Source organism: Leisingera sp. (assembly GCF_034669605.1).
Taxonomy (GTDB): domain Bacteria; phylum Pseudomonadota; class Alphaproteobacteria; order Rhodobacterales; family Rhodobacteraceae; genus Leisingera.
This window is the reverse complement of record NZ_JAXMOX010000130.1, coordinates 1-13,092: the sequence shown is the minus strand read 5'-3', so window position 1 is coordinate 13,092 and position 13,092 is coordinate 1. Positions and strand designations below refer to the sequence as shown.

The following is a 13,092-nucleotide window of genomic DNA, read 5'->3' as shown; positions in this document are numbered from 1 at the left end:
CCTTTCAAGGCTGGTCCTCGACCAGGTCGAAACGATCCGTGCTCCTGCGGATCGGGCCGCAAATACAAGCAGTGTTGCGGTCGGAACTGACTGATCTCCAAAGATTTCATAGCAACCACCTGCAGAGCGAGGCACCGGCCTAATCGGGGAGGAGCTCGCAAACAGCACCAGTCATCGGATCGGACCGCATGGGGCGGATCGGCTGCACCCAGCCCTTTCCGGACGTTCAAACCTTGCAAGCCTTTGCCGATCGCGGACGTGCTGCGGCAAAAAATCGTTCAAGCGCAGGCATAGCCTGAAATGGGCTAGGCTTAGCGTTGGCTTTTACGCATCGCTACCCAGTCAACAGACGCATGGAACATCATTCCGCATGCTGCATTGGGACATACTGCGGGTGGAAAAGGTGACGCTGTGAAGGGGTCAATAACTTTATCACGGTGCGAGATCGTTTGAAACGCGCGGGGTCATCAACCGCAGCCTTGAAGGTCAATGCTGTAACCGGGCCCACGCCGGGGGCCGTCATCAGGCGCAGGCAGACCTCATCCTGGCGGGCCGCGCGTTTGACCCTCCGGTCCAGTTCCAGGAAGTGTTGGTGCAGCGCCAACCGGGCATCAAGCAGCGGCAGCAAGGCATGGGCCAACACCTCATCCATCTCGACAATTGGCCGGACCATATCGTCAAAGCTGCCATGCTGCACTGTTTTGGGCAGGCGGATACCGAAGATCTTCAAAAGACCGCGGACTTCGTTGGCCAGATCAATGGTCTTGCTCAGCAGAGCTTTCCGTGTGCTCAGAAGCGCCCGAATGCCGTGCGCCTCCCGGCTCTTCATATAAACGGGGTTGAACCACCCCGTGCGCAGGACTTGAGCAATTCCCCGAGCATCGTTCCGATCTGTCTTGTTGCGCATCGCCGATAGTGCGGCGCTCACCTGACGCGCTTCCATACAGACAACTTCAAACCCTTCAGACTTCAAGCCGTAGTACAGATGCTGACACATCGCACCGGCTTCAAAGCCAACACGCTCAATTGGAAAGCGAAGCGCAGTCAGATAGCCTGCGATCTCCTCAATATCACAAGGCAGTTCTCGCTCGTGCAGAACCGTGCCTTTGCCATCGACAACACAGACCGCGCAGGACCGCAGCGAAACGTCCAAGCCCGCGAAATACTCCATTCGAAATCTCCCATGTTCACAGATCTATTGTGATCCTATCGGGAGCTCGACCTCAGTTCAGGGTCTGCCCAATTACGCATGCTTTCGGTGACCAAAAGGTCGCTCGCAGAGGACACGGCCCAAAGCCCACAATCAACGGCACGGGAGTTTCTGCGAAGACGATGGCCCAAATCTGCAATGCCTGCGTTGCGCAGCACGTCCATGAACTCGCTCCTTTCAGCCATTTTTGCGTTGCTTCCCAATATCGATCTGCGCGCGGGTTCTGTGGTAAGGTGTAGCAACCAGTCACCCATATCCAGCGAGTAGCGGCTATTTCAAAAAATGATTTCCAGAAGGCAATAACGCTCCGCCACTTGCGCGTAATTGCTGCCCTGTCCGACCTGAAACTGGTTGCGCGGGTGTCTGAAGCGCTCAACGTGACCCAGCCCGCTGTGTCCAAGCAGATTGCGGATATGGAGAGGATCGTCGGGGCTCCTATTGTCACGCGCGACCGGAACCGGCTGTTTCTGACCCCAGTAGGGCAGCGACTGGCGGATCACGCCAAGCAGGTACTCAATCAGCTCGGCCGGGCCGCCTTCGATGTCGAGGCCATGGCGAGCGGCGTTTCGGGGTCGGTCTCGGTCGGGGTTGTCAGCTCGGTTGCGCCAACCCTCTTGCCTGCTACCATTGCGCTGTTCAAAAGCAGCACGCCGCAGGCCAGCATTTCGATCAAGGAAGGGCATTTCGTCGAACTTCTTCCCGAGTTGGAGACGGGTGCGCTGGATGTGTTGATCGCCCGGATCTGGCAGCCCCAGGAACTGCCCGGCATCGAGCAGCTGAGCCTTTTTACAGAACCGGTCGTCGCGGTAGCAGGGCGCAACCATAGTCTCGCAAATCGGACTGAGCTGGAATGGAGCGATCTGGTCGATTTCCCGTGGATCCTGCCCCAGGCCAATTCGGTTGCGCGGCGCGCGATTGATGCGCTCTTTGCTGAGAATGGGCTGACTCCCCCGGCCAATACGATTGCCTCCCTGTCGCTGACGTTGAATCTGGCGCTGCTGGAGGCAATACCCGCCCTGGGGCTCCTGCCGCAACGCCTTGCCCAAACCCATGCGGCGCGCGGCGATATCGTTTCGCTTCCGCTTGACACGCGCGGCTTGCTGTCCGAGGCACGCTGTTTCTGGCGGACCGACCAGGTCGACACAAACCCCGCCTTGGCGTTCTTCCTGAAATGCTTGCAAAAAACGACGGAGGACCTTCAGACCATTCCATTTGGTTAAGGTCTCGATCCAAATATTCAATATTCCTCCCTCTCTTCCCGCCTTATCATAACCGAAATCGTTTTCTTGGGAGGAAATACGTTGGCAGGTTCGATCACGCTAAATGCTTTAGGGGTGGACGCATGAAGGGGGCCACATTGATGGCCCTGTCCGCCCATGGGGTGCTTGAGCGCTACGCGGACCGCAGGCTCACGCCCAGCGAGTATCTGGCGGCCAGTCTCGAGCGGATTTCTCAGGTCAATCCCAAGATAAACGCCCTCACCGCGATCGATGCCGAACGCGCAGTCGGCGAGGCAGCTCAGGCGACAGGCAGATGGCGGACCGGAACGCCCAAGGGGCCGCTGGACGGATTGCCGGTGGGCGTGAAGGACCTCCAGGACACCAAGGGGTTGCTGACGACCCATGGCAGCCCGCGGATGCGTGCCAATTGTCCGAGGGATGATATGCCCTTGGTGGCACGACTGCGCGCGGCGGGGGCCATCATTCTCGCCAAGACCAACGTTCCCGAATGCGGTGCCGGCGGCAACAGCCGCAACCCGGTCTGGGGCGCGACGGGCAACCCGTTTGACCCCAATTTGATTGCCGGCGGCTCTTCGGGGGGATCGGCGGCCGCGCTGGCGGCGGATCTCTTGCCCCTTTGCACTGGATCGGACACTGGCGGGTCTCTCAGGTTGCCTGCGGCGCTGTGCGGTATCGTCGGGTTTCGCCCGTCGGTCGACGTCGTCGCCCATCCAACGCGGCCATTGGGATGGTCGGGCATCTCGGTGCTTGGCCCGATGGCGCGCACCATGGAGGATTTGATCCTGATGCTGCGGGTCTGCCAAGGTTTCGACCCTGACGATCCCCTGTCATCGCGCGCAGCGCCGGACCGATTTGCAGAGCTGCCCGCCATCAGCCTCAAAAATCTACGCGTCGGCTACAGTGAGGACTTCGGCGGCGCGCCTGTGGACCCCGCCATTCGGGCGACCTTCCAGGCGCGCGTCGAGAAGATCGCGCCCCATGTTCAGTACTGCCGCGCCGTTGATCTGGCGCTCGGAGATATGGACCGTTGCTTCGACATCCTGCGCGCCGAGAGTTTCGTTGCCGCCTTCGGCGAGGTCATCAAATCCGACCCGGACGCCTTCGGCCCCGATATCGCCACCAATGTTGCGTTAGGCCTGTCCATGTCTCTGACTGACCGAGCCTGGGCCCATGCCGAACAGACGCGCATCCTGCGCCGGTTCAATGCGTCGATGCAGGATTTCGACGTGATACTGCTTCCCACGTCGCCGGTGTCTCCGTTCCCCTGGACCCAAGGCCATGCCACGGAGATCGATGGCCAGAGCATGGATATCTATTATCGCTGGCTGGCGCTGAACTATCGCGGCTCCCTAACGGGCGGCCCGGCGATCACGCTGCCCTGCGGGCGCGACCCCCACGGCATGCCCTTCGGGTTGCAGATGCTGGGGACAGTGCGCGGGGATGAATCGCTGCTGGCTGCGGCCAAAGCAGTCGAGACCTTCTTTGCCGCCGACGCGGAAACGGCGCGACCCTGCCCTGACATGGCAGGCCTTGCGCCGTCTGGCACCGACCTGCGGTCCATAGTAACCCATCCTCCCATCCTGAACGGCACAGGCCGGTCCGAGGCGGCTGCCATGCGAACGGCGGTGTAGCGCCATGTACCTGATCCCCATCATCTTCATCATACTGCTGATCAGCGGCACGGCCTTTGCCTATCTGATGGGCGCAGTCTCGGTGCTGACCTTCGTGGCCCTCGACAAGAGCCAGTTCCTGTCGATCCTGCCGCAACGCATTTTCGCGCAACTCGACGTCTTCGCCTTTATGGCAATGCCACTGTTCATTCTGACGGCCGAGATCATGGGCCGCGCTGGCGTCACCCGCAGCCTGATCGATTTCGCCATGTCCATCGTCGGACGCTTCCGAGGCGGGCTGGGCCATGTCAACATCCTGACCAGCGTGTTCTTTGCGGGCATCTCCGGCTCGGCCATCGCGGACAGCGCCGCCTTGTCACGCACCTTCGTGCCGGAGATGAAGTCGCGTGGCTATGACCCCTATTACGCAGGTGCCATCACCGCCGCATCGTCGATGATCGGGCCAATCATTCCGCCCTCGATCATCATGATCATCTATGGCGGCCTGACCGGAGCTTCGGTTGCCGCCCTGTTCATCGCGGGCGTGGTGCCGGGCTTGCTGCTTGCCGCGTCCTTGATGGCGCTGAATGCCGGTATCGCCACGATCAAGGGACATCCCGGTGGAAAGTCGGACGACCTGCCACCGTTCGTGCCTAGCCTGCTGAACGCGGCTCCAGCCTTGTTCCTGCCCGTGGTGATACTCGGGTCGCTGGTCTTCGGTCTGGCGACGCCGACTGAAGGGTCGGCCATCGCGGTGCTCATCGCGCTTATGGCGGGCCAGTTCTACAAGGGTTTGACCTGGCGGATGATCTTTGATGCGGTCGAGGCGACGGCGAAGATGACCGGCACGATCTTCATCATCCTCGCCGCGATTTCGGTGCTTGGTTATCTGGCGGGGCAGCTGGGGTGGTCCAGCGCCCTTGCGGATTGGGTCGCGTCCTTTGGACTGACCGGCACAAAGTACCTGTTCTTCCTTGTGGCAATCTTCCTGATTGCGGGCATGTTCATGGACACGCCGGTGGCCCTGACGCTGCTTATTCCGCTCTTCGCGCCGCAGGCCCTGGAGCAGGGTATCAGCCCTATCCAGCTTGGCATCGTGCTGTGCTTCAACCTCTGTGTCGGGTTGATCACGCCGCCTCTGGGCAAATGCCTGGTGGTCGTGGCGGCCCTGACAAACCTCAATTACTGGCGGCTAGCATATGCCGCGCTGCCCTTCATCGTCGTTCAGGTGCTGCTGCTGATGGCGTTGGTCTACTGGCCAGCCCTATCGCTCACATTGCCGCGCCTGCTCGGATTTTCAGTGAACTAGACCTGTAACGGAGGAGGCTATCATGAAACTAAAAGCACTCTCACTGGCGGCATTGCTTGCGATGTCCAGCGCAGCCAGCGCGGAAGTCAAGATCGCCCTTGACAGCGCGCCCGACCTTGAGACCAGCGGCTCTTACAACTGGGCGCATGCCTTCGGGGCGGCGCTGACCGAAGCCGGGATGGAGGTGCGCGAAATGCCGCGCGGATCCATCGGCAACGAGTCCGAGAAGTTCGACCAAGTGTCGACCGGTCTGCTGGAGGTGTCATTGTCGGACGTGCGCGCCATCGCGCAGGTGGATCCGTTCATCTATGGCGTGCGCCTGCCCTATATTTTCGATGATGTCGATCACATGGACCGCGTGCTGGTACAGGGCAAGGTCCTTGACCGCGTCAATAAAAACCTGGCGGGCCAGGATGTCGTCGTGCTCGCGCTCGCGCCGCTCGGGCCGCTTTCGGGCATCATCACCACCGACGCGGTTGTCCGGTCGCCAGCCGACATGTCGGACCTGCGGATGCGCGCCCTCGACGATGCACAGATCGCCATGTACCAGGCTTGGGGGTCCAGCGGCACAATCGTGCCCTGGGGTGAAGTGCCCGCAGGTCTGCAAACCGGCGTAATCGACGGCTACCTGAACTCGCCCTTCGTTCCGGTGATGTTCGGCCAGACCGATTTCGTCAAGAACTTCTCGGATGCCGGCGTGATCATCCCGATGCGCGCTGTTCTCGTCTCCAAGAGCTGGTACGATGGCTTGCCTGAGGCCGACAGGGTCGCCGTGGACAGCGCCGTCGAAACGGCGGATGCAGCGACCCGAGCATGGTTGGCAGAAGCCTCCGAGCGCGGCCTCGCCGCTCTGGAAGAAAAAGGCGTGACAGTACAGCGTCTGACCCCAGAAGAGCGCGCGGTGTTCCGTGAGGTGTCCAAGCCGGTCTACGATTCCGGCCTGATGCCTTCCGAGGATGTGAAAGTCTGGACCGAACTGTCCGATTCCAACCGCTGACCCGCAATCGCCGGGCCTTTCGCGAGGCCCGGCTCCTTCGGCAGGACAAGATACATGCGCAATACCATCATCGCAGCTAGTAACAGCGTTCACCAGGTCGTGCGGGGCGCCGCGGTTTTCGCCGTCTGCCTCATGTTCCTCACCGTCGTGCTGCAGATCGTCGCGCGGTACGTATTTTCCGCGCCCCCTGTCTGGACCGAAGACGTGGCCCGCTATGCTATGGTCTGGACCGGACTGCTGGGAGCGACGCTGTCGTTCAAGACTCGCTCGGACGCGGTACTGATGCAAAGCATCGCGCCTGAGCGCCCCCACCTGATGGGCCGTCTCGCCGAAGCGGTGCACAGTGCGGCGGTTCTGACCTTCATCCTGCCCGTTGTCTATTTCTGCTTCATTGGCCTGCGGGGCGGCTTTGCCAAGGGTTTCCTGGCCCGACAATCCGGCCTGACAGCCGACACGCTTGGCATTCCGATGGTCTGGATTTCCATGTCAGTGCCGATTGCCATGATCATCATCCTGCTGCATCTGGCCGCCCGATGGGCAGGCGACGACGCAACAGATACCGCCGATACGCAATTGGACTGAGCAATGCCAAGCGCCTTCTGATCGTGCCGTACCAATATGCCATATCCGACCTCAACTCAGGGACCTTGCCATGACCATGGACACGACCGCTCAAGCCATCTCGGACCTGAAAGACCTGTTGGGCGAGCGCCTGTCGACCGGCGCCTCCATCCTGGAGATGCACGGCCGCGACGAGGCCTATTCGGAACCTGCCTTGCCGGATGCGGTCGCCTTTCCCGAAACCACCGAAGAGGTGTCCGCGATCATGAAGATATGTTCGCGTCACGCGGTTCCGGTCGTTCCCTTCGGCATCGGCACATCGCTTGAAGGGCACGTGATCCCTATCCACGGCGGGATCAGCGTGGACACCGGCCGCATGAACAGGGTTCTCGAAATTCATGAGAGCGATCTGGACGCCGTCGTGCAGCCCGGCGTCTCTCGGACGCAACTCAACGACGCGCTGCGCGCGACCGGGTTGATGTTCACGGTCGATCCCGGCGCCGATGCGACGCTGGGCGGAATGGCTGCCACCCGGGCCTCGGGCACCAATACCGTGCGCTACGGCACCATGCGGGAAAATGTTCTGGCGCTTGAGGTCGTGCTGCCCGATGGCACCATCATCGAAACCGGGTCGCGGGCGCGCAAATCCTCGGCCGGGTATGACCTGACACACCTCTTTGTCGGCTCCGAAGGCACGCTCGGCATCATCACCAGGCTGACGGTGCGCCTGTTCGGCCAGCCCGACACGATCCTGGCGGCGACCTGTTCCTTCGAAACCGTCGATGACGCGGTGAACTCCGTAATCATGGCCATTCAGATGGGCATCCCGATGGCGCGGATCGAATTGCTGGACGAAGTCCAGATGAAGGGCATGAACATCTTCAACCCCGATCTGAACCTGCCCGAAAAACCACATCTGTTCCTCGAATTCCACGGGTCAGACGCCGGCGTGAAGGAACAGGTGGAGATGTTCGAAAGTGTCGGAGAAGAATTTAACGCGTCGGACTTTCAGTGGGCAACCAAGGCGGAAGATCGAACCCGGCTGTGGACCGCACGGCACAACGCATATTATGCCGGAAAATCTCTGCGCAAAGGCTGCGAAGGAGTTCTCACCGACTGCTGCGTTCCAATTTCAGCATTGGCCGAATGTATCTCGCGGTCCAAGGAGCTGGTCGCAGACTCAGGCATGATTGCCCCCATCGTCGGTCACGTCGGAGATGGCAATTTCCACCTCATGATCCTCATTGACCCGAACGACCCGGATGAACTGAAACGCGCCAAATCGCTGGCGTCCAAAGTGAACCATGTCGCACTGTCCTTTGGCGGCACCGTCACCGGTGAGCACGGCGTTGGCATAGGCAAGAAGGGCTACATGGCCAAGGAGCACGGCGCAGCCTATGCGTTTATGGCAACTTTGAAACGCGCGGTTGATCCGAAAAATATCATGAACCCCGGCAAGACGGTCGACATTCCCGATGCATAGCTGGGCCAGTTTTCGCGGCAATGAGGAGATGCCCTTTGACCTTGGAAACGCAGTGGAGACATGGCCCCAAACGCGCAGCGTGTGCCGGCGGGCTGCCGGCCAATGCACCCTGCATAAGGCAATGATAAATAACGCAATTCCGTCTATGGAGTTTTACGCATGACACTGTTAGCCGATCTCTTGTCGACTGTGTTTGAACGGCGCTACAGAACTGCTAAGTCAGTTCATCTTGGTGGCCGTCCGCTGGCGGAATTGGCTGAGGAATTGGTGGGAACCGCAGGCGAAACGTCTGGCCTAGCGCTCGCGGACGAGATCCTGGCGCGTTTCGAGACCCTGACCGATCAGCAGAGGCTGGAGTTTTTCCGCCACATCGCAACCGCCCTGGATATCGACCCCGAAGCCGTGCGCAGCACGCTCGACGCCTATGAACGCGAACCATCGAAACAGACCTATCGCGCATTTTTGACGGCGGCCGAGCCGCGTCGGCAGGAATTGATACGCCGACTGAACCGAGTACCCGGAGCGACCGGCCAACTGGTGCGGCTTAGGGCTGAGCTCTTGCGTCTGGGTGCGCAGGAACCTCAGCTTGCAGCGCTGGACCTTGATTTCCGGCATCTATTCGCATCCTGGTTCAATCGAGGTTTCCTTGTTCTTCGGCCGATCAGTTGGGAAAGCCCGGCACATATCCTCGAAAAGATCATTGCCTACGAGGCTGTTCATGCAATCACCTCTTGGGATGATCTACGACGCAGGCTCAAGCCCGACGACCGGCGGTGCTTTGCCTTCTTCCATCCTTCTATGCCTGATGAGCCGCTGATCTTTGTTGAAGTGGCAATGACCAAGGGCGTTCCAAGCTCAATTCAGACCCTTCTGACTGAGGACCGCACGCCAATATCAGCACATGAGGCCGATACGGCGGTTTTCTACTCGATCTCCAACTGCCAAAAGGGGCTGGCGAGCATCTCCTTCGGGAATTCGTTGATCAAACAGGTTGCTTCCGATCTTTCCTTGGAAATGCCAGGGATCAAGACCTTCGTGACCCTCTCACCCATTCCCGGCCTTGCAGCATGGGCCAGGCAGGAAGGTCTTGAAATGCCCACTCAGGAACCGGAGAACATGCGCGCGATGGCTGCGCATTACCTTTTGAATGCCAAGGATCATGGCGGTTCGCCTTTAGACCCGGTCGCGCGCTTTCACCTTGGCAACGGAGCGGTTGTTCATGCTGTACATGCGGCGGCCGATACATCGGAACAGGGATTGGCCCAATCCGGCGGTGCCATGGTCAATTATCTCTACGACCTGTCTCGCGTGGCGCAAAACCACGAGGTCTTTGAAACCTCTCGGGCCGTGATGGCCAAACCGGACGTCAACGCGCTGGCCGAGTCCGCAGACTTCGATCCAATACGCGAAAGGTAGAGCGATGGCGAACCCACTTTACGACGGCCTGTTCGGCGCCCACGCTGGCAAAACTACGCCGTTTCTATATCTTCCGGACGGTCAGGTCATTACCCATGATCGCTTTCTGATGATGAGCGCGCAGATCGCCCATATGATGGTCGCAATTGGCCTTGAACCCGGCGACCGAGTGGCGGTTCAGGTGGAAAAATCCGCGGAAGCTTTGGCGCTTTATGCGGCCTGCGCGCAGGCAGGCATGGTCTTCTTGCCGCTCAATACCGCCTATACGGTCAAAGAATTGAGCTATTTCATCGAGAACAGCGGCACATCGCTAATCGTCTGCGACAAGAGAAGCGAAAAACCGTTGGGAAAATTGGCAGGTACACTCGGCGCAAAGGTCGAGACCCTGAATGCCGATGGCAGCGGCACCCTCATGGACAAGGCAGGGGCGTCGCCGGAAAGCTTTGCCACAGTGGATTGCGACTGCGATGATTTGGCGGCTTTTCTCTACACATCAGGCACCACCGGGCGCTCCAAAGGGGCGATGCTGACGCAAAACAACCTGCTGTCGAATGCGCGCACTCTGGCGGAGGAATGGCACTTCACGGCAAATGACGTTCTGCTTCACGCGCTACCGATCTTCCACACCCATGGGTTGTTCGTCGCCACAAACGTCACTTTGGCCGCCGGTGGCAGCATGATCTTTATGCCAAAATTCGACCTCGATCAGATCATCGCCCGGATGCCCGAAGCGACCACCATGATGGGAGTGCCAACCTTCTACACCCGCCTTCTAAACGACGCCCGTTTCAGCCGAGACCTGGCTTCGCATATGCGCCTGTTTGTGTCCGGGTCCGCGCCGCTTCTGGCCGAGACCCATATTCAGTTCGAAGAGCGCAGCGGCCACCGCATCCTTGAACGCTATGGCATGACGGAAACCAACATGAACACCTCCAACCCCTATGACGGCGAACGCCGCGCGGGGACCGTCGGCTTTCCATTGCCGGGCGTAGAGCTCAAGATCTCCGACCCCGACACGGGCGAGAGCCTGCCGCATGGCCAAGTCGGTCAGATAGAGGTGCGTGGGCCGAATGTCTTCAAAGGTTACTGGCAGATGCCGGAGAAAACAGCGGCCGAGTTGCGGGACGATGGGTTCTTCATCACAGGCGACTTGGGCAAGATCGACGAGGATGGCTATGTGCACATAGTCGGCCGCAACAAGGACCTGATTATCTCCGGCGGCTACAACATCTACCCAAAGGAAGTTGAACTGTTGCTGGACGATCAACCCGGTGTTCTGGAGAGCGCCGTGATCGGTGTTCCTCATCCGGATTTCGGCGAGACGGTGCTGGGCGTGATCGTGCCAAAGAAAGACGCTTCGCCGGACATCGACAAGATAATGGCAGCTGCACGCCACTCATTGGCCGGTTTCAAGCTCCCCCGCAAACTGGTCGTTCTCGCGAAACTTCCGCGAAACACGATGGGCAAGGTTCAGAAGAACATCTTGCGGGACCAATTCAAAGGAATGTTCGAGACCTGACAGCCCCCCTCCCGGCGAATGTCCACACCTCATTCTCGCCGTCGAACTTTTGTGTGATCCATCCGCTCTTTTAAAGTCGGATTACTCTGGGGTACGTCATCTTGGTTATTGCCCTACTTTCGATTCCGGTGAAAGACGTGCCGGTGATTTCGAGGTAGCGAACACTGGAGCCCCTCGCAAGCTGGCCGCAACTTGCTGAACGACAGAGAAAAACATGACTTAGAGTGTGCTCGAATGTCAGTTTTCAACAAAGGGCTTACGCGCACCTGCGGCGAAGGTCGGCTCTCGCCCATAGTGCCTTCGCTGCAGGCTGATCATTTTAAAAGCAGCCGTTGAATTCAGGGACGTCAAGGTCGGCTTCGTCCGGCGTCCCTTCCATTCGGTCTTGATTCGAGGCTGCACCTGCGGCGAAATGCGGCTTTTGCCGTTGCGCTCGCGGCATGAAACCTCTGCAAAGTCGTCGGATTCTACGGCTTTGCAAATGGTGCTTTCTGCGCGAAGCGGCCTCAGGTTGATGTGCAGGCTGCTCCTGCAGCGAATGTCTGGAAGGTTGAAGGTTATTCAACTCGGGCCGGGTTGCGCACGAACGCCACCGATGCGCCGCGGCCCGTATCGAAAAACCTTTGACTTAGCAGACACCCAAGTCTGTCCTTTTTTGTGTAGGCGGTTAGCCTGGGTGCCGCGGCCCGGATGCCTCCTGGGCCGCTGTGAGCGCTCCGCACCATAATCCTGTTTATGTTAAATAAGTCAGGCTATCTGACCTAAATTGCGCCTGCTAAGCGTGCGGCTGACTGATGCAGTATTGCCGGTACGCATCGTGCTCCACGCCTTTGACCAGCGCCGGTTCCCAGCCTATTGCAGGGTCATAGACGCGCATGGTCATCAGGGCGTTTTGCGGCGGCTCGTATGTGCCGAAACGGTTTTTGGCGGTGAACCGGGCGCAGACAAAGAAATCCTTTTCCGGGAATGGCCACAGGACGGCCGCATAGCGGACCGGTCCCACGCTCACATCCTTTGCGGTGTCGCCTTCCGGGACATTTGCAACCAGCCATTGTCGCAGGGCTGCCATGCTTTGGGCTTTGGAAGGCCCGCCAGCCGGAACAGGTTTCTCGAAGGTGATTGCGTGTTTGTCCGGTACAGAGCCGTCATTCAGGCAGCCGGAAAGCGCCGTTGCGGCAAAGATGGCGGGGATAAAGTGCTTGAGTTTCATGCTCGTGGTTTCCTCTTCTCCGGGAGACTGTTGCGCGGGCTTCAGCAGCCGTTGGCGAGTTTGACGCGCTCCAGGAGCGCGCTGCGTTCTGCGATCGCTAGCGCCGTACTGTAGGTTTGGGCGTCAGGGCCGCCGGATCCGCGCACGCCGCTGGCCGCGGTGCCGGCTACAGCGGTGGCCGTGCCCACGTTGGAAATTGACTGGGCGGATCCCGCGCTGGCGATGGCACCGGCACCGAGGACGGACAAACCCGCCTCCATGAGGCCGCCGGTCAGGTTGGCTTTGCGCTCCCGTTTCCGTTCGGCCTTGTTGATGGCCTCGCTGCGCGCGTAGAGCGTGTTCAACTCGGTCTGCACCTCATTGCAGCTCATCGCGAGATCCTGTTCCGAGGGCTGGGCCTGGGCCGCGCGCTGGACGCCTGCCATGGACTGCAGCCCCATGATATTGGCCGAGGTCTGAGAGGTGTTACCCATGCACCCGGCCAGCCCCATCAGGCCCGCAACTGCAACTGCTCGCTTGATCGTTTTCACTCGAAT

The 13,092-nt window shown here is 59.8% G+C and carries 12 protein-coding genes; 9 read left to right on the top strand and 3 right to left on the bottom strand.

Translation table 11 applies throughout. The features are described from left to right. On the top strand, positions 1-90 hold a 90-nt coding region (locus VOI29_RS24675), incomplete at its 5' end, for an SEC-C metal-binding domain-containing protein (RefSeq protein ID WP_416361544.1). 271 nt (positions 91-361) lie between these two features. Here VOI29_RS24675 and VOI29_RS15875 read toward each other — a convergent pair. Then, entirely contained in the window at positions 362-1,171 is an 810-nt protein-coding gene (locus VOI29_RS15875) for an IS110 family transposase (RefSeq protein ID WP_323780654.1), read from the bottom strand. 293 nt (positions 1,172-1,464) lie between these two features. Here VOI29_RS15875 and VOI29_RS15870 point away from each other — a divergent pair, with 293 nt between their 5' ends. The 8 genes from VOI29_RS15870 to VOI29_RS15835 all read left to right on the top strand — a co-directional run bounded on the left by VOI29_RS15870 (position 1,465) and on the right by VOI29_RS15835 (position 11,346). Next, a complete protein-coding gene (locus VOI29_RS15870; RefSeq protein WP_416361543.1) occupies positions 1,465-2,430 on the top strand; it encodes a LysR substrate-binding domain-containing protein in 966 nt (321 codons plus the stop codon). A gap of 122 nt (positions 2,431-2,552) precedes the next feature. Then, positions 2,553-4,082, top strand: coding sequence for an amidase (locus VOI29_RS15865; protein ID WP_323780648.1), 1,530 nt, complete (start codon positions 2,553-2,555; stop codon positions 4,080-4,082). 4 nt (positions 4,083-4,086) lie between these two features. Next, positions 4,087-5,370, top strand: a complete 1,284-nt coding sequence (locus VOI29_RS15860) for a TRAP transporter large permease (RefSeq protein ID WP_323780645.1) — start codon at positions 4,087-4,089, stop codon at positions 5,368-5,370. 22 nt (positions 5,371-5,392) lie between these two features. Then, a complete protein-coding gene (locus tag VOI29_RS15855; protein ID WP_323780644.1) occupies positions 5,393-6,367 on the top strand; it encodes a TRAP transporter substrate-binding protein in 975 nt (324 codons plus the stop codon). A 54-nt stretch (positions 6,368-6,421) separates the two neighbouring features. Then, positions 6,422-6,949 carry a TRAP transporter small permease gene (locus tag VOI29_RS15850; protein ID WP_323780642.1) on the top strand — a complete coding sequence of 176 codons (528 nt, stop codon included), beginning with the start codon at positions 6,422-6,424 and terminating at the stop codon, positions 6,947-6,949. Positions 6,950-7,019: 70 nt separating this feature from the next. Beyond that, positions 7,020-8,411: an FAD-binding oxidoreductase gene (locus VOI29_RS15845; protein WP_323780639.1), complete on the top strand. Its 1,392-nt coding sequence runs from the start codon at positions 7,020-7,022 to the stop codon at positions 8,409-8,411. A gap of 159 nt (positions 8,412-8,570) precedes the next feature. Further along, complete coding sequence (locus VOI29_RS15840) at positions 8,571-9,827, top strand: malonyl-CoA decarboxylase (RefSeq protein ID WP_323780636.1); 1,257 nt, start codon at positions 8,571-8,573, stop codon at positions 9,825-9,827. A 4-nt stretch (positions 9,828-9,831) separates the two neighbouring features. After that, entirely contained in the window at positions 9,832-11,346 is a 1,515-nt protein-coding gene (locus VOI29_RS15835; RefSeq protein ID WP_323780633.1) for a malonyl-CoA synthase, read from the top strand. A 775-nt stretch (positions 11,347-12,121) separates the two neighbouring features. Here VOI29_RS15835 and VOI29_RS15830 read toward each other — a convergent pair. Further along, a complete protein-coding gene (locus VOI29_RS15830; protein WP_141889233.1) occupies positions 12,122-12,556 on the bottom strand; it encodes a hypothetical protein in 435 nt (144 codons plus the stop codon). Positions 12,557-12,597: 41 nt separating this feature from the next. Further along, positions 12,598-13,092: hypothetical protein (locus tag VOI29_RS15825; RefSeq protein WP_323780630.1), on the bottom strand; the 495-nt coding region annotated here is incomplete at its 5' end.

Excerpts from the sequence above, each read along its gene's own strand:
- VOI29_RS15875 (WP_323780654.1), bottom strand. The coding sequence starts at position 1,171 with ATGGAGTATTTCGCGGGCTTGGACGTTTCGCTGCGGTCCTGCGCGGTC.
- VOI29_RS15865 (WP_323780648.1), top strand. The coding sequence starts at position 2,553 with ATGAAGGGGGCCACATTGATGGCCCTGTCCGCCCATGGGGTGCTTGAG.
- VOI29_RS15860 (WP_323780645.1), top strand. The coding sequence starts at position 4,087 with ATGTACCTGATCCCCATCATCTTCATCATACTGCTGATCAGCGGCACG.
- VOI29_RS15855 (WP_323780644.1), top strand. The coding sequence starts at position 5,393 with ATGAAACTAAAAGCACTCTCACTGGCGGCATTGCTTGCGATGTCCAGC.
- VOI29_RS15850 (WP_323780642.1), top strand. The coding sequence starts at position 6,422 with ATGCGCAATACCATCATCGCAGCTAGTAACAGCGTTCACCAGGTCGTG.
- VOI29_RS15845 (WP_323780639.1), top strand. The coding sequence starts at position 7,020 with ATGACCATGGACACGACCGCTCAAGCCATCTCGGACCTGAAAGACCTG.
- VOI29_RS15840 (WP_323780636.1), top strand. The coding sequence starts at position 8,571 with ATGACACTGTTAGCCGATCTCTTGTCGACTGTGTTTGAACGGCGCTAC.
- VOI29_RS15835 (WP_323780633.1), top strand. The coding sequence starts at position 9,832 with ATGGCGAACCCACTTTACGACGGCCTGTTCGGCGCCCACGCTGGCAAA.
- VOI29_RS15830 (WP_141889233.1), bottom strand. The coding sequence starts at position 12,556 with ATGAAACTCAAGCACTTTATCCCCGCCATCTTTGCCGCAACGGCGCTT.